The 16,273-nt window shown below is 69.5% G+C and carries 13 protein-coding genes; 4 read left to right on the forward strand and 9 right to left on the reverse strand.

Going from position 1 to position 16,273, the window contains the following annotated elements; all coding sequences use genetic code 11:
* Nucleotides 1–9: 9 nt before the first annotated feature.
* From ACIBP6_RS41290 to ACIBP6_RS41300, 3 genes are all read right to left on the reverse strand, one after another.
* Complete coding sequence (locus tag ACIBP6_RS41290; RefSeq protein WP_397059969.1) at nt 10–891, reverse strand: discoidin domain-containing protein; 882 nt, start codon at nt 889–891, stop codon at nt 10–12.
* A gap of 2 nt (nt 892–893) precedes the next feature.
* Nucleotides 894–2,456 carry an alkaline phosphatase D family protein gene (locus ACIBP6_RS41295; RefSeq protein ID WP_397059971.1) on the reverse strand — a complete coding sequence of 521 codons (1,563 nt, stop codon included), beginning with the start codon at nt 2,454–2,456 and terminating at the stop codon, nt 894–896.
* Nucleotides 2,457–2,579: 123 nt separating this feature from the next.
* Complete coding sequence (locus ACIBP6_RS41300) at nt 2,580–3,398, reverse strand: SDR family NAD(P)-dependent oxidoreductase (protein ID WP_397059973.1); 819 nt, start codon at nt 3,396–3,398, stop codon at nt 2,580–2,582.
* Nucleotides 3,399–3,489: 91 nt separating this feature from the next.
* On the opposite strand from ACIBP6_RS41300, the gene ACIBP6_RS41305 reads away from it, so the two are divergent.
* Nucleotides 3,490–4,296: a helix-turn-helix domain-containing protein gene (locus ACIBP6_RS41305; RefSeq protein ID WP_397059975.1), complete on the forward strand. Its 807-nt coding sequence runs from the start codon at nt 3,490–3,492 to the stop codon at nt 4,294–4,296.
* On the opposite strand, the gene cpt is transcribed toward ACIBP6_RS41305, so the two are convergent.
* The 6 genes from cpt to ACIBP6_RS41335 form a co-directional block, all read right to left on the reverse strand.
* Nucleotides 4,290–4,829: a chloramphenicol phosphotransferase CPT gene (cpt, locus tag ACIBP6_RS41310; protein ID WP_397059977.1), complete on the reverse strand. Its 540-nt coding sequence runs from the start codon at nt 4,827–4,829 to the stop codon at nt 4,290–4,292. The genes ACIBP6_RS41305 and cpt overlap by 7 nt on opposite strands.
* A gap of 63 nt (nt 4,830–4,892) precedes the next feature.
* Nucleotides 4,893–5,816, reverse strand: a complete 924-nt coding sequence (locus tag ACIBP6_RS41315; protein WP_397059979.1) for a GNAT family N-acetyltransferase — start codon at nt 5,814–5,816, stop codon at nt 4,893–4,895.
* Nucleotides 5,817–5,852: 36 nt separating this feature from the next.
* Complete coding sequence (locus ACIBP6_RS41320) at nt 5,853–7,493, reverse strand: ABC transporter ATP-binding protein (RefSeq protein ID WP_397059981.1); 1,641 nt, start codon at nt 7,491–7,493, stop codon at nt 5,853–5,855.
* A gap of 11 nt (nt 7,494–7,504) precedes the next feature.
* A complete protein-coding gene (locus tag ACIBP6_RS41325; RefSeq protein ID WP_397059983.1) occupies nt 7,505–8,404 on the reverse strand; it encodes an ABC transporter permease in 900 nt (299 codons plus the stop codon).
* Nucleotides 8,401–9,354 (reverse strand): ABC transporter permease, encoded by a 954-nt coding sequence (locus tag ACIBP6_RS41330; RefSeq protein WP_397059985.1) that lies wholly within the window; start codon nt 9,352–9,354, stop codon nt 8,401–8,403. Before ACIBP6_RS41330 ends, ACIBP6_RS41325 begins: the two co-directional genes overlap by 4 nt.
* A 67-nt stretch (nt 9,355–9,421) precedes the next feature.
* On the reverse strand, nt 9,422–11,260 hold the full coding sequence (locus tag ACIBP6_RS41335; RefSeq protein WP_397059987.1) for a peptide ABC transporter substrate-binding protein: 1,839 nt from the start codon (nt 11,258–11,260) through the stop codon (nt 9,422–9,424).
* Between the two features lie 309 nt (nt 11,261–11,569).
* Here ACIBP6_RS41335 and ACIBP6_RS41340 point away from each other — a divergent pair, with 309 nt between their 5' ends.
* The 3 genes from ACIBP6_RS41340 (at nt 11,570) to ACIBP6_RS41350 (ending at nt 15,860) form a co-directional block, all read left to right on the forward strand.
* On the forward strand, nt 11,570–12,682 hold the full coding sequence (locus ACIBP6_RS41340; RefSeq protein WP_397059989.1) for an ROK family transcriptional regulator: 1,113 nt from the start codon (nt 11,570–11,572) through the stop codon (nt 12,680–12,682).
* 14 nt (nt 12,683–12,696) lie between these two features.
* Entirely contained in the window at nt 12,697–14,154 is a 1,458-nt protein-coding gene (locus ACIBP6_RS41345; RefSeq protein ID WP_397059991.1) for a M81 family metallopeptidase, read from the forward strand.
* A gap of 611 nt (nt 14,155–14,765) precedes the next feature.
* The gene (locus ACIBP6_RS41350) at nt 14,766–15,860 is read left to right on the forward strand and encodes a helix-turn-helix domain-containing protein (RefSeq protein WP_397059993.1); all 1,095 of its coding nucleotides are present in this window, start codon (nt 14,766–14,768) and stop codon (nt 15,858–15,860) included.
* Nucleotides 15,861–16,273 lie beyond the last annotated feature (413 nt).

Here is a 16,273-nt window from a genome sequence, read left to right on the forward strand (position 1 = left end):
CCACAGGCGTCAGGAGGCGAACGCCTGGAGTTCGACGATGCGGGAGTAGTCGTTGGCGCCGTTGCCCGCCAGCAGGAGCACCCGCAGGGCGTTCGTCCGCACGGGCTCGAACGTCGTGTCGACGACCCCCTGGCTGTTGCCGCGTACCGACGCGATGGTCTTCCACTGGCCGTCCAGGAGCGTCTGGACGTCCCAGTCCTTCAGGCCGTAGCGGGCGACCGGGTAGCGCGTGCTGTTGAGGGTGTGCAGGGTGACGCGGCCGACGGTCTGCGGCTGGTTCCACTGCAGCTCGAACCAGTCCGGCCAGATGGTGGAGTTGCCGTCGTTCCAGCCCGTGGTGCCCCAGTGCTCGCTGTCGGTGTCGCCGTCGACGGCGCCGCAGAGCGGGTATCCGGAGTGGACGCTGGAGGCGGAGACCTTGGACGCCGACCGCGCGAGGTTGCCGCTCGGGTCGGGAGCCGTGGCGGTTACGGCGATCGACGCGGTCGCGGTGGACCGGCCCGCCGAGACCTCGACCGGGTAGGTCCCCGGCTCCGTCTCCAGCGGCGCCATCACCGGGACGGACACCTGGGCGGTGTAACCCGCCGGCAGGTACGTCGAGATCATGGTGCGCTGCAGGACCAGGTCGTCGGGCGCCGACAGCGTGGCGTCGGCGTAGACCGCCTGCTCACCCGGGTTGGTCAGCCGCACGGTGATCGGGGCGCCGGCGCACTGGCCGGTGGCGATGCCCAGCTCCGGCGAGCCGATCGAGACCTGGACGGCCGGTTCTCGCGGCGGTTTCCCGTGGCCTGGAGCACTCGCGTACGCCGGGGCGGTCATGAAGACGGCCAGCGCCGCCACGAGGACCGCCGGCACGTACCACGTCCGGCGCGCTGAGGTGAGAGGGGTCATCGTCACACATCCTTCAGGCCGGGCTCGGCCCGCTCGACGACAAAGGAGGTCCGGGTCGAGACGGGAGCCCCCGGCTGGGTCACGTAGGGCAGGACCCGGTAGTCGGCCCGCATCCGGTCCCGGTTCACCTCGAAGGTGACGTAACCGCGCTGCCCGTTGACGAACTTGGTGTTCGGGTTGGCCTGCAGCTGGAGGTCCAGCTGGGGGCTGGTGTCGAACCCGTCGCGTCCGCTGCTGATCGAGGTGCCGACGAACTCGACGCCGACCGTTCGCGAGTTCGCGTCGGCGAAGTTCTGCCTCAGGTCGTTGGCGTAGTTGGTGTGGGTGTCGCCGGTGACGACGCAGACGCCTTCGACCTCGCGCTCGACGATGCCGTCGAAGAGCCGCCTGCGGTCCTCGGTGAAGCCGTCCCAGGCGTCCACGTTGAGCCGGGGCGGGTCGGTGAGCGTGGTGCGCTGCTCGGCCATCATCACCTGGTTGGCGATGACGTTCCAGCGCGCCCGCGACTCGCCCAGCCCGTCGAGCAGCCAGTTCATCTGCTCCTCGCCGGTGATGGTGGGGCTCGGCGAGGCGTTGCGGTACTGCCGGGTGTCGAGCACGCTGACCTGCATCAGGTCGCCGAAGTCGAAGCGCCGGTAGAGCTTGGCGTCCGGTCCCTCCGGCAGCTGCTCCGTCCGCAGCGGCATGTGCTCCCAGTACGCCCGGTAGGCGTTGGCGCGCTGCACGAGGAAGTCCTCGGTCGGGACGGCGCCCTTGACCGCGCCGGCGTAGTTGTCGACGACCTCGTGGTCGTCCCAGGTGACGATCCAGGGCAGGGCCGCGTGCCCGGCCTGAAGGTCGGGGTCGGCCTTGTACAGCGAGTAGAACAGCCGGTACTGGTCGAGCGTGACCGGCGAGGTCTGGAAGACGTCGGGCACGTTGGCGGAGGTGTCGAACCGGTCGCCCGCCACCGTGTTCACGGCGTTCTCGTACAGGTAGTCGCCGAGGAAGAGCAGGACGTCGAGGTCCTCCTCGACCAGGTGCCGGTACGCGGTGTAGTAGCCGTCCGGGTACGCCTGGCAGGAGGCGATCCCGAACCGCAGGGCGGAGGCCCGGCGCTCGGGCGCGGTCTTCGTCCGCCCTGTCGGGCTGAGGTGGTTCGCGGAACGGAAGCGGTAGAAGTACTCCCGCCCCGGCTCCAGGCCGCGGGCGTCCACGTGCACCGAGTGGCGGTACTCCGGCCGGGCGGTCGCCGTTCCGGCGCGTACGACATGCCGGAACCGCTCGTCCGTCGCCACCTGCCACTGGACCTCGAAGGTCTTGTCCGGCATTCCGCCCATCGGATCAAAGATCTCCGGGGCGAGGCGGGTCCAGAGCACCACCGCCGTCGGGAGCGGGTCCCCCGAAGCCACACCCAGCGTGAACGGGTCCGACCGCAGGTTGACCGCCACGGCTTCGGCGGTGTCCCGGCTGGCGAGGTTCGTACCGAACGCGAGCGCCATCGCGGCGCCGCTGACGGTCAGGAAGCGGCGTCGGGTGTGCAGTGCGGCCCGGCGAACCTCATCCTCTTGCACAGAGTCTGTCATTTAGGCAGCCTTCGGCTCAGAACAGATAGAACGCCCCAAAGCAGACCATCGGCACATAGCGCAAGAGTGGTAGCGGGTTGACCATCGAGTGAACCCGGCCGGTCGGCACCGCGAAGAACGCGTCTAGCCTGCGGACTCCGACAGCGAGTGCCACTCCCGCCAGCCGGCCAGGCGTTCGGCGTAGACCCGTTCGACGATGGGCAGGCAGTACCCGCCGAGGAACACCCGCGGCGGCGGCCGTTCCGCGTCCACGACCGCGAGCACCGCCTGCGCGGTGACCTCGGGATCGATCGGTTCCCTGCCCGCGGCGGCGGCCCGGCGCGCCTCCCGCACCTGGTCGTACGCGGGCAGCGGCTCGGTGTGCACGGCCGACGCCCCGCTCCAGTCGGTGCCGTACGGGCCGGGCTCGATGATGGTCACCCTGATCCCCGACGAGGCCGCCTCCTGGGCGAGCGACTCGCTGAACGCCTCCAGGCCCCACTTGGAGGCGTGGTAGAGCCCCAGCATGGGGAACGCGGCGACGCCGCCGAGGCTCGACACCTGCAGGATGTGACCCCTCCCGCGCTCGCGCATCCCGGGCAGCACGGCCTGCGTGACCCAGAGCGCGCCGAAGAGGTTGGTCTCCAGTTGCGCCCTCGCCTGCTCCTCGGTGACCTCCTCCACCGCCCCGAACAGGCCGTACCCGGCGTTGTTGACGGCCACGTCGATCCCGCCGTACCGCTCGACGCCCCGCGCCACGGCGGCGAAGGCGGCCTTCCGATCGGTGACGTCCAGGGGCAGGGGAAGGACGGCGTCGCCGAACTCGTCGGCGAGGGGCTTGAGCGCGGCGACGTCCCGGGCCGTGGCGACCACCCGGTCGCCGCGCCGCAGCGCCGCCCGCGTCCACACGTCTCCAAGGCCGCGGGAGGCGCCCGTGATGAACCAGGTCAGGTTTCGTGTCATGCCGACGACTCTGCCGGGCGCTCTCCTGGGCAACCAGTACCGCGACAGGGTGCACCCTCGCCGACCGCGGGCGGCGTAAAGTGGAGAAGTCATGAATGCTCTGGGCAGCTTCCTCCAGGCTCGCCGCGGACGGGTGCGCCCGGAGGACGTGGGGCTGCGCTCGGCCGGACGCCGCCGGGTCGCGGGCCTGCGCCGCGACGAGCTCGCCGCGCTCGCCGGGGTGAGTCTCGCCTACCTGACCCGTCTGGAGCAGGGCCGCGACCGCCACCCCTCCGAGCAGGTGCTCGACGCGCTCAGCTCCGCCCTGCGCCTCGACGCCGACCTCACGGCCCACCTGCACACCCTGGCCCGCGCCACGTCGAAACGGCCCGCCCGGCCGCCGCACCGGTCGGCGGAACGCGCCGCCCCCGGCACACGGCGACTCCTCGACGCCTGGACGGACATCCCCGCCTACCTCCGCGGACGGCGCTTCGACGTGCTGGCGGCCAACGCCGCCGCCGTCGCCCTGGCCCCGATGTACCGCCCCGGCCACAACCTCGTCCGGGACGTCTTCCTCGACCCGGGCACCCGCGACCTGTTCCCGCGGTGGGCGGCCGTCGCAGCCGACTCGGTGGCCGCCCTGCGCGCCGCCACCGTCTCCGACGTCGACGACCCTGCCCTGCGCGGCCTGGTCGAGGAGCTCTCGTCGTCCAGCGAAGACTTCCGTCGCCTGTGGGCTCGCCACGACGTCCGCCCGACCCGCGACGAGACCAAGGAATTCCACCACCCTGTCGCCGGTCCCCTGACCCTGCAGCGCCACACCCTGGACGTGGCCGGCACGGACGGCCAGGTCATCATCGCCTACCACCCGGCGCCCGGCTCCCCGTCAGCCGCCGCCCTCAGCCGCCTGCGTCACTGAGCCCGCGTGACCCGCTCGGCGATGGCGCGGGCGCAGTCCAGGGCCTCGCGACGCGTCGTGTCCACCTCCAGGTCGTAGTACACGCCCTCGTGGACGACGTCCGCCTGCGACGCGGCCATCCCGGCGACCCGATCGCCTCGCGCCACCTCCCGGGCCGCCGCCACCGCGCTGTCGCACCTGACGCCCACCCACAGCACGTCCAGCCCGTCGAGACGCTTCTGCCACCGCTGCTGGGACCCTGCTCCCCCGAGGAAGACGTCGTCCACGACGATCCGGGCGCCCGCGCGCGCCATCGCGGCGACCCCCTCCGTCCACGCCGCGTCCAGCTTCGCGAACTCCGGCCCCACGATCACTTCGCCGTCGGCGGCGAAGTCGATCCCGGCATCCGACGACCGCAGGGACAGGGGCATCGCGTCGACCAGCGTGTCAACGCTGAGGCTCAGCCAAGGATCCGGCAGCACCGCCTGCAGACACCGGGCGATCCCCGACTTCCCCGAACTCGAACCACCGTTGAGCACGATCACCTGAGTCACCCCACCACCGTAGAGTCCCACGACCGGCGCCGAAACCGATTTGTCGGCGCCCTCGACGACGGTCTAGGGCTGCGAGAGGTTGATCCGGATCTCCGTGTTGCGGTAGCCGGCGCGCTCGAACGCGGCCACCATCGGCGCGTTCCCCATGTCGGTGGTCGCGGTCACGAGCACCTCGCCGTTGGCCGCATGGATACGGGTGATCTCGGCGAGGATCTCGTCCACGTAGCCGCGCCCCCGGAACTCCGGGACCACCCCGAGATACCCGACGTTCACGTTGTACGGCGTCGCCGAGGGGATCGCCATGCCCGCCACCTCCCCCTCGGGCGTGTAGGCGATCCGCCACCACTCCCGCTTGCCCGGCGCCCCGAGATAGAAGCCCATCTCCTCACGCGCGGTGGCGTCCACGCCCTTGGCCGCCAGGTTCGCACGGGTCTGGGCGTCCAGGCTGCCCTCGGCGATCCTCCCGAACACCGCCAGGAACGCCTCATCCGACGCCTCGGCGAACCGCAGCGCCGCGGTCGCGGAGGGCACTCCGTCGGCCGGCGCCCACGCGAACTGCAGCCGCTCCACCTCCAGGGTGAGGCCCGCCGCGTGTGCCGCCGCGCGCCGCCATTCCACGGCCGCCGACGCGACCGGATCCGCGCGCCAGCCGCCCGCCACCTTGATCGCGTACTGCACCGGCTGCGTGAAGCCGGCCAGCGCGGCCCCGATCAACTCGGCGGCGACGGCGGTACGGTCGCCCACAGCGGGATCCACGTCCAGGCAGTCGAGCGCGACCGGGTACGAGCTGTTTCCCGGCCCCCACCACAGCGCCCGCCCCACGACCCGGTCACCGTCCTCGGCGATCCACGTCCATTCCGGCCGGTACATGTTCTCGCCCAGCTCCGCGAGATAACGGTCGGCGGGGATCCAGCCGACGGGCTCGCTCACCACCCACGCGGTCACACGGTCGAGATCGGCGGGAACGGCGGCACGGTAGGAGATCATGCCCAGACCCTAGCGAAGCCCTGCTTGAGGTCCGCGTCACAGGCTCAGCCGCTGGGCCCGCCGCTCGCGCTGGGCGGCCGGGTCGGGCACCGGCGCCGAGGCCACCAGCCGCCGGGTGTAGTCCTCCCGCGGGTCGAAGAGCACCTCCTCGCGCGGCCCCTCTTCGACCAGGCGCCCGGAGTTCATCACCGCCACCCGGTCCGCGACCAGCCCGACGACGGCCAGGTCGTGGGTGATGAACAGGCAGGCGAAACCGAGCCGGTCCTGCAGCTCCAGGAACAGGTCGAGCACCGTCGCCTGCACCGAGACGTCCAGCGCGCTGGTCGGCTCGTCGGCGATGACGAGCTCCGGGTCGAGCGCGATCGCCCGGGCGATGCCGATCCGCTGCCGCTGCCCGCCGGACAGCTCGTGCGGGTAACGGGCCCGTACCGACGGGTCGAGCCGCACGCTCTCCAACAGGGCGGCCACCCGGTCGTCCCGGTCCCCGATCTTGTTGATGATCAGAGGCTCGGCGATGCAGTCACCCACCGTCATCCTGGGGTCCAGCGATGACGCCGGATCCTGGAAGACGATGCTGCACCGGCGGCGCAGCCGCCGCAGATCGCGTCCCTTGGCCCCGGTCAGCGACTCGCCGAGCAGCCGCACCGAGCCGGAGGCGGGCCTGATCAGGCCGATCGCGGTCCGGCCCACCGTGGACTTGCCGGACCCCGACTCCCCCACCAGGCCGACGACCTCGCCGGCGCCGATGGTGAGCGACACCTCGTCGACCGCCCGGACCTTGCTCCCGCGCTCGCCGCGGAACTCCACGACGAGGTCCGACAGAGCCAGCGCCGGTGTGCCGGCCGCCGCCTGTCCCGGCTCACGGCGCGCGGTGCGGGCGCGGTGGGCGCCGCGTTCCAGCCGGGGCACCGAGGTCAGCAACCTCCTGGTGTATTCGGCCTGGGGCCGGGCGAACAGGTCCTCGACGGTGGCCTGCTCGACCACCTTGCCCTGGTACATGACGACCACCCGGTCGGCGATGTCGGCGACGACGCCCATGTTGTGGGTGATGACGAGGATCGCCATGCCGAGTCCGGCCCGAAGGTCACGCAGCAGGTCGAGGATCTCGGCCTGCACGGTGACGTCGAGCGCGGTGGTGGCCTCGTCGGCGATGAGGACCTTCGGCTCGCACGCGATCGCCATCGCGATCATGACGCGCTGGCGGAGGCCGCCGGACAGCTCGTGCGGGAACTGGCCGAGCCGCCGCTTCGCGTCCTGGATGCCGACCATCTCCAGCAGCTCGGCCGCCCGCTCGTACGCCCGCTTCTTCGACATGTCGGCGAAGTGCAGGCGCAGCGCCTCGGCGACCTGCCACCCCACCGTGAACGCCGGGTTCAGCGCGGTCATCGGCTCCTGGAAGACCATCGCCACTTCGGCGCCGCGGATCGCGCGGAGCCCGGCCCCGTCCAGGGCGGTGACGTCGACGCCGCCGACCTGGATCACCCCGCTCACCTCGGCGGTGGGCGGCAAAAGCCCGAGCGTCGACATCGACGTGACGCTCTTGCCGGACCCGGACTCGCCCACCACGGCGACGATCTCGCCCGGCCGCACCTCGATGCTGACTCCGTCGACCGCCCGTACGGTGTCGCCGAACGTGACCCGGAGGTCCTTGATCGCGAGTGCTGGGGATTCTGTCACGGAACCCTCCCTCATCGGCCTTGCAGCCGGACTTCGAACGAGTCGCGCAGGCCGTCGCCGATGCAGTTGAAGGCGGAGACCACGAGAATGATGGCGATGCCGGCCGGGAAGATCAGCCACCAGTAGCCGTCGTAGGTGTAGGAGATGCCGTTGCTCAGCATCGCGCCCCAGTCGGTCGCGGGCGGCGCCACGCCGAGTCCGAGGAAGCTGACGTACGCGACCAGCAGGATCGCGTCGGCCACCTGGAAGGTGGCGTTGACGACGACGGTGCCGATGGCGTTCGGGATGATGTGCCGGAACACCGCGCGGCGATGGCTGCCGCCCATCGCCATCATCGCCTGCACGAAGTCGCGGCTGCGCAGCGACAGCGCCTCGGCGCGCACGAGCCGGGCCGGCACCAGCCACGAGACACACCCGATGATCAGGATCTGCGTCGTCACGGTCGGCCGGAAGATCGTCGCGCTCACGAGGAGCAGGAACAGGGCCGGGATGGCGATGCCCGCGTCCACCACCCGCATCATGATCGCGTCCAGCCAGCCGCCGGTGTATCCCGCGATGGCGCCCCACACGGTGCCGATCAGGGTGGCCAGCAGCCCGGCGGCGATGCCGATCTCCAGCGAGGTCTGGCCTCCGACCATCAGCCGGCCCAGCACGTCACGTCCGACGTCGTCGGTGCCGAGCGGATGACCCTTGACCCCGGGCGCCAGGTTCGCGTCGGCGAGCTGGGTGTGGATCTGGTCGGTGGGGTGCACCAGCGGGCCGACGAAGCAGAACAGCAGGAGCAGGGCGAGGAGCACCAGCCCGGTCACGGCGAGCCGGTTGGCGAAGAACAGCCGGACCATGCGCCGGTACGGTCCCACCACCGGGGCGGGCTGCGCCGCGACGACGGGCGACGGCACTGAAGCGGTCACTTGATGGCTCCTCGGACCCGCGGATCGATGAACGCCTGGAGGATGTCCGCGATCAGGGACCCGATGACGGTGGCCACCGCGATCACGAGCACCGCGCCGAGCAGGATCGGATAGTCCGACGTCTGCGCGGCGTTCCAGAACAGCAGCCCCATACCGGGGTAGTTGAAGACGGACTCGATGACGAGCGCGCCGGAGAACAGCACCGGCAGCTGGTAACCGAGCATCGCGACGATCGGGGTCAGCGAGTTGCGCATGATGTGCAACCACACGACCCGCCGTTCGGAGGCTCCCTTGGCCCGCGCGGTCCGTACATAGTCCTCGGCGAGGTTGTCCAGCACGGCGGAGCGCATGTAGCGGCTGAACACCGCGACGCTGGCGATCGCCCCGGCGAGAATCGGCAGGACCAGCCCGCGTGAGTCGGCGAACAATCCCGCCAGCGTCTCCGCCTGCGGCGCCTGCACGGGCAGGATGGGGATCTTCTCCGCGAACACGATCACGAGGATGAGCGCGAGGAAGAAGACCGGGGTGGCGTACCCGATGAACACCAGCGTGGTGATCAAGTAATCGGTCAGGCCCTTGCGCCGCCGCCCCTGCCACACCCCGAGCGGGATGGCGACGAGCAACGCCACCAGCGTGGACAGCCCGGTCAGCACCAGCGTCTTGGGGATGCGCTGCTCGATCAGCGAGCTCACCGACTGGTTGAGCGTGTACGAGGCGCCGAGGTCGCCGTGGAGCAGCCCGCTGACGTACATCCAGTACTGCTCCGGCAGGGAGCGATCGAAGCCGTGCTCGTGGTTGAACGCCGCGATCGCCGCGGCGGTGGCCTGCGGACCGAGGATGCCGCGCGCGGGCCCGCCGGGGACCGTGTGCAGCAGCAGGAAGACGATCACCGTCACCAGCGCGACGACGACGAGCGCCTGCCCGATCCGCTTTGCCAGGAAGCGGGTCACGAGGGAGCCTCCGACCAGGGTTGGGCCTCTGGGGCCGATGCGCGGCCGGCCCAGAGGCGGATCTCGCTTACTTGACCAGGTACCAGCGCTGCGGCGTCATACCGGCCATCGGGTCCTGGACCACGCCGCCCAGCGTCTTCTTGATCGCCGACACCTGGTAGGCGGGGTTCGGCATCCAGATCACCGGGAGGTTCTCCGCCAGGTAGCTGCTGTAGTCCTGCATGGCCGTCGGCGAGGTGCTGCTCGTGCTCGCCTTGACCAGCTCGTCGGCCTTGGGGTCGCGGTAACTGCCCAGGTTGGTGCCGGCGTCGCCGGCGAAGATGTCCTCGCCGCTCGGGTAGGCCGGGTAGTACCAGCTGCCCTGCGTGCCGAAGAAGGACAGCTGCCAGGAGCAGGCCGCCTCCTCGGGCTTGCAGACCGGTGAGTGGTCGAGCACCGAGTTCAACGGCTCCGACTTGATCGACAGAGCGATACCGATCTTGGACAGCGACGACTGCAGCTCCTGCATCGTGTTGTCGGTCTCGGTGCTGCCGCTCTCGGTCAGCAGTTGGAACTTCAGCTGCGTGCCCTGCTCGACGCCCGCACCGCACTGGTCGTCGCCACCGCCCGGCCGGGTACAGGTGGCCACGCCGTTCTGGATCTCCCATCCGTGCGAGGTGAGCAGCGCCTTGGCCTTGTTGAGATCGAACGGGTACGGGTTGGTCTTCTGCTTCTCGCCCAGGTAGGAGCCCGGCGGGACCTGCGGCACCGGGCCGTAGCCAGGAGTGGCCTGGTCGTGCCAGATGACCCGGGCGATCGTGTCCTGATCGACCGACATCTGCACCGCCTGCCGGATGTAGAGCTGTTTGAAGACCGGGCCCATCTCCGGGTTGTTGAAGTTGTAGGGGATGTAGCTGATCGCCCAGCCGTCCCACGGCTCGACCTTGTACCCCATGCCCTCGATCGTCTTCTGCTGCGACAGGGCGAGGGCGGGCAGATAGCCGTAGTCGACGCCGCCCGAGCGCAGCACGTTCAGCTCCGCCTGCGCCGAGGTGAACGGCTTGAGGGTGACGGTGTCCAGGTGCGCCGCGTCCTCACCGGTGTACTTCGGGTTCTTGGCGAGGGTGACCTGCCCCGTGGTGGTGAACTCCTTGATCGTGAACGGGCCGTCGGCCACCTTCCACAACGGGTTGGTGGCGTACTCCGACAGCTTCCCCGCCTCGCCGATCAGGTAGTCGAAGACCTTCTTGGCGCCCTCGGGGGTGCGGTCGTGGTCGCCGACCTGGCCGCCCGCCTCCTGGATGTCCCATGCCTTCTGCGGCATCGGCGACATGCGCGTGAGCTGGTTCGCGGTGAACCAGTCGGGGTTGTACGCCTGGGTCAGGTCCATCGTGAACGTCTTGTCATCGACCAAGGTGAACTTGGCGATGTTGTCGGGGAACTGGCCCTCGTTGTAGGTGGCCCACTTCTCCTTGTTCGCCTTGATCAGGTTGAACCAGAACTCCACGTCCCTGGCGGTGACCTTCTCACCGTTGGCCCACGTGAGGTCGTCCTTCATGGTGATGGTGACCGACTTGCCGTCCTCGGAGTACTTCGGCAGCTCCGCGGCGCCCGCTCTGACGTCCGGCTTGCTGGTGTCGGTGCCGTCGTAGACGTACAGCGGCAGGAAGACCTGCTGGCGGATCGTGCCGTTGTACGCCTGGGTGTGACCGGGGGTGGCGATCGGGAAGATCCAGTTGGGCGTGGCGTTCGGCGGCATGGCGAAGGTCACCGAGCCGCCCTGCTGCGGCGTGCCCCCGTTCGCCGGGTCACCCGGAGCCGTTCCGGAGCCGCCCGACGAGCATCCGGCCGCCAGGAGCGTCGCGGCCACACCGAGTACGGCCAGCGGGCGGGCGGCTCTCAGAGAGGGGCGCAGGGATCTGTTCATCGGGGCTCCTGGAAGGCGTGCATCGTCTGCGACGTGCGGCTAGACGTTGGCGGCGACGATACTCCGCTACTTTTCCCAAAAACAACCTTTGTCCGAATAAAGTCCCTCCACTACGCACTGTCGCTTTGGGGGCACATGCAGTCGTTTGTCCGGTTTGTGGTAGACCGGCAGAATCTCGTTTTGCTATGGTTCAGCCCAACTTGCTTCCTCAACCTTCGGAATCGAAGTAAGTTGAGACTTAGTTCGGCTCGTTGATCCACGCCGTGGCCGGACCACGACAGCCGGATCAGCAACCGCGAAGGAGCCAGAATGTCGGCCGCGCAGATCATGGGGCTCGTCGCGTCCGGCCGGGCCACGAGCCGGGCCGAACTGTCGCGCGCGCTCGGGCTGGCCCCCTCGACGATCTCGGCCCACGTCCAGGAACTCCTCGACTCCGGCCTGCTCAAGGAGTCAGGGGAAGGCAGCTCCCGCGGCGGCCGACGGCCCCGCCTGCTGTCCGTACGCGGTGGCCAGGAGGTGATCCTCGGCGCCGACCTCGGCGGGCACCACGGCCGCATCGCCACCCTCGACGGCTCCGGCCGCCCCCACACGGTCCAGGACATCGAGGTCGACATCGCGACCGGTCCAGAAGCCGTCCTGGAACAGGTCGCCGCAGCCTTCGAAGAGCTGGGGGCGGGGCGGCCGATACGCGGCATCGGAATCGGACTCCCCGGACCGGTGAGCCTGACCAGAACGGTGATCGGCCCCTCCCGGATGCCCGGGTGGAGCGGCTTCGCCGTACACGACTGGCTGACCCGGCGCTTCGGGGTGCCCCTCGTGGTCGAGAACGACGCGAACCTGATGGCGGTGGGCGAGGCGGCCGCCCGCGGCCCCGAGCTGCACGACTTCATCTACGTCAAAGCCGGCACCGGGGTCGGCGCGGCGGTCGTCATCGACGGCCGGCTGCGCCGCGGCGCCCGCGGGATAGCCGGCGACATCAGCCACCTGCGCGTCCCCGCCGGCGGCGACCAGCCGTGCAGCTGCGGCAACTTCGGCTGCCTGGAGACCATCGCCAGCGGCGCCGCCCTGGTCGCGGCCGTACGGCGAGACGGCGTCGACGTGCGCAACACCACCGACCTGGTGCGCCTGGCCCTCGACGGCAATCCGACCGTCACCACGAACGTGCGCTTCGCCGGCCGCAATCTCGGCGAGGTCCTGGCCCCGGTGGTGAACTTCTTGAATCCGCAGGCGGTCATCCTCGGCGGCACACTGTCCAGCTGCGATCTGTTCGTGGCCGCGGCCCGCGGCGTCCTCTACGAGCGCTGCCTGCCCCTCACCACGCAGGAACTCGACATCGAGGTGAGCACCGCCGGCCCGGACGCCGGGCTGCTCGGCATCGGCCGGCTCGTCGTCGAAGAGGCACTGACCCAGCCCACCTCCTGACACAAGGAATCTCCGTGACATCACTGCGCATCGGCATCGCCGGCATCGCCATCGAATCGAGCACCTTCTCACCGCATCGCACCGGCCTGTCCGACTTCAGGGTCACCCGCGACGACGCGCTGCTCGCCCGGTACTCCTGGATCCAGGAGCCGCCGCCGTGGTCCGCCGACGTCACCTGGGTGCCGCTGCTGCACGCCGTGTCGCTGCCCGGCGGCGCCGTCGAGCCCGAGGTGTACGACGAACTGGAAGCCGAGATCGTGGCCCGCGCCACCGCCGCCGGGCCGCTGGACGGGCTGTTCTTCGACATCCACGGCGCCATGAGCGTCGTCGGCCGTACCGACGCCGAGGCCCGGCTCGCGCAGGTCGTGCGGGCGGCGGTCGGCCCGGACACCCTGATCTCCACCTCGATGGACCTGCACGGCAACGTCTCCCGCGAGCTGGCCACGGCCGTCGACCTGATCACCTGCTACCGCATGGCGCCGCACGAGGACGCGTGGGAGTCCAGGGAACGCGCGGCCCGCAACCTCGTCACCCGGCTGCGCGACGGTGGCCGGCCGCAGAAGGCATGGATCCAGGTGCCGGTGCTGCTCCCCGGCGAGAAGACCAGCACACGTATCGAGCCGGCCAAGAGCATCTACGCCCGCGTACCCGAAGTGGAGGCGATGCCCGGCGTGCTCGACGCCGCGATCTGGGTCGGATACGCCTGGGCGGACGAGCCCCGCTGCCGCGCCGCCGTCGTGGTCACCGGCGACGACCGGCAGGTCATCACCGAGCAGGCACGCAAGCTCGCGGAGGCGTACTGGCAGGCCAGGGACGACTTCGCGTTCGTCGCCCCCACCGCCACGCTGGAGGAATGCGTCGCGGCGGGCATCGCCGGGGCCAAGCCGTTCCTGATCAGCGACTCCGGCGACAACCCGACCGCGGGCGGCGCCGGCGACGTGTCCGCCACACTCGGCAAGCTCCTCCGGGTCGAGGAGCTGCGCTCGGGCGCGGTGAGCGGGATCTACGCGAGCATCGTCGATCCGGACGCCGTCGCCGCCGCATTCGCCGCGGGCCAGGGCGCGCCCGTGACCGTGCACGCGGGCGGAAAGATCGACTCAGGCCCCGCCGGCCCGGTCGAGTTGTCCGGGACCGTCTACTCGCTGCTGCGCGACGACCCGGTCGGAGGCGACATCGCGGTGATCGAGACGGGCGGGCTGCGCGCCATCCTGACCTCGCGCCGCAAGCCGTACCACGAGATCGCCGACTTCACCCGGCTTGACCTCGACCCCGCCGAGACCGACCTGGTGATCGTCAAGATCGGCTACCTGGAGCCCGAACTCTACGACCTGGCCGCCGACTGGAAACTGGCCCTCACCCCCGGAGGCGTCGACCAGGACCTGCTACGCCTCGGACACCACAACGTACGGCGACCGCTGTTCCCCTTCGACACCGACATGCCGGCCCCAGACCTGACACCCGAACTCCTCTGACTTCTCAGCCGTGGCCGGCCAAGGCAACCGGTGCATCCCCGGCGCCGCACCGGCAGGCACCCCCCACCAGAAGCCGAGCGCCGCTCCGAAACAGATCAACGCCGGCAATGTTCGCCGTGGCGCATCGCCCAGTCGTCGGTGTCCCGATGGCAACCCAGCCCCGCCGCCGTCGCCGCGGAATCCTCCCGAAGATGATCTGACGGAACTGATGCTGATCGCCTGCGAACTGGCCGCGGGCCGCGGAGTTCGACGGGCCGGACATCGACGAAGCCCCTGCCGCGCTCAGGGCTGAGCATCGCGGGCAGGCCGTACGCGACTTGAGCGAGCGCCTGCTGGAGCAGGCCGACGACTTCGGACGCCGGCCACCGAGGTGATGGACGACAACGCGAATCCCGCATTCCAGGCCCAGAAACCGACTGGGGCCGGCTTCTAGTGAAGTATCTGTGGCGGCCGGACTCTTGGGCGACGTCTCAAGCTCGCGGACGCCGGAGTGGTCATGAGCAGCGGACCGGCTGGCCATGGCACGCCTTGGCGGCGGCCTTAGGTAAAGAAGCCGCACTCGAGGTGCGCATCGGTGGTCACCTCACCGACGAGTGTGCGATTATCGCACCATGAGCACGCTGGATTGGACCGACATCGGCGCGCGAGTCCGCGAGTCCCGGCTAGCCATGCGGCTCTCCCAGGAGCAGCTGGCCGAGATGACCGGCCTGGACAGAACCATGGTCAGTAAGATCGAGGCCGGAACAAGGCGTCTCGACGCCCTGGAACTCGTCCGACTGGCCCGGGCGCTCGATCTTCCAACGGGTCATTTCCTCAGCGCGCCTCCAGCCGTAATGTCCCACCGCCCGCCTCTGACCGAGGACACGGCGTCACCTGCCGCACAAGTTTCCTATCGCATGGATGTGGCTCTCGCGGCCTGGATTCGGGAGATCCGACTCCTGGTTTCTCTCGGGGCACTAGAACTCATCCCCATCAAGCGATACAACGGCAAGGTCGATGGACCAGCGGCGGCTGCAGATGCAGCCCGGTGGCTGAGAGCAGAACTGAATTTGGGGCTCGCTCCCATCGAATCGCTCGCCGGCCTGTGTGAACAGTGTGGCCAGTTCGTCCTGGTGACCGGTCTTTCTGGAGAAGGTGCTTCGGCGGTAGACGGTGATGTGGCTGCCGCCGTCGTCAGCATCAGTGGTGATCCCGGACGGCGGCGCACCACTGCCGCCCATGAACTCGGGCACCTGATCCTGGGCGATGAATACTCCACCGACCTGGGAGTAGGCACCTCCCGAGAAGCTCGCGAAGCCGTGATAGACGCCTTCGCTGCTGAGCTTCTCTTGCCGGTTGAGGCGATCCGGCGTGCTGTGACATCGACTGCCCTCACCAGGGCAGAGTTGGTTCGTCTCGCGGCGGAGTACCGGACGTCCTGGAGTCTCGCGCTGCGGCAGGCAAGAGTCGCCAATGCAATAAGCCAGAACGAAGAGAAGGATCTGCGGACCTGTCCACCGACCTTCGCGGAGTTCAGGGATTCCCTGGGCTGGACACCTCAGCCGGATTTGGACGAGATCCGCGTGTCTCCAATCTTCGCCCACGCGGTGATGACGGCGTACAAGAACGGTCGGATCACTGGTCACCGAGCTCTGGAGCTCATGCACGGGCAGCTCGAAAGCGAGACAGATCTGCCTCCGACAGCTGAGCCGGATGAGCGCCCGTGACCGAATCGAAGCCTGGCGGCCCTTTGCCTCCGCTCGTGACCGACACCATGGTGCTCCTTCACTTTGCCAAGGCCGACCGGCTCGATGTTCTAGGAGCAAGTGTCACGGAGATGTCCACGACTCTTGTCGTTGCCGACGAGCTGGGCAAACACTCCGATGAGTGTCCGTTGCTGCGGCGCCTTACAAAACTCGAGTGGCTGCAAATCCAACCTCAGGATTCGGTCGAAGAGCTCATCGCCTTCGACACATGGAGCCAGCTACTCGGCACCAGCGACGATTACGACAAGGGAGAAGCCAGTATCTTCGCAGCGGCTCAGGTGCATGGCTTGGTCGCACTCACGGATGACCGAGACGCGACGAGGGTCGGCCGGGCGAACGGACTTGAGGTCCACGGCACCATATGGCTGCTGACC

Source organism: Nonomuraea terrae, from assembly GCF_044465245.1.
In the GTDB taxonomy this organism is placed as follows: Bacteria; Actinomycetota; Actinomycetes; order Streptosporangiales; family Streptosporangiaceae; genus Nonomuraea; species Nonomuraea terrae.

Coding starts and splice junctions, on each gene's coding strand:
- ACIBP6_RS41290 (WP_397059969.1), bottom strand. CDS start 891: ATGACCCCTCTCACCTCAGCGCGCCGGACGTGGTACGTGCCGGCGGTC.
- ACIBP6_RS41295 (WP_397059971.1), bottom strand. CDS start 2,456: ATGACAGACTCTGTGCAAGAGGATGAGGTTCGCCGGGCCGCACTGCAC.
- ACIBP6_RS41300 (WP_397059973.1), bottom strand. CDS start 3,398: ATGACACGAAACCTGACCTGGTTCATCACGGGCGCCTCCCGCGGCCTT.
- ACIBP6_RS41305 (WP_397059975.1), top strand. CDS start 3,490: ATGAATGCTCTGGGCAGCTTCCTCCAGGCTCGCCGCGGACGGGTGCGC.
- ACIBP6_RS41315 (WP_397059979.1), bottom strand. CDS start 5,816: ATGATCTCCTACCGTGCCGCCGTTCCCGCCGATCTCGACCGTGTGACC.
- ACIBP6_RS41335 (WP_397059987.1), bottom strand. CDS start 11,260: ATGAACAGATCCCTGCGCCCCTCTCTGAGAGCCGCCCGCCCGCTGGCC.
- ACIBP6_RS41340 (WP_397059989.1), top strand. CDS start 11,570: ATGTCGGCCGCGCAGATCATGGGGCTCGTCGCGTCCGGCCGGGCCACG.
- ACIBP6_RS41350 (WP_397059993.1), top strand. CDS start 14,766: ATGAGCACGCTGGATTGGACCGACATCGGCGCGCGAGTCCGCGAGTCC.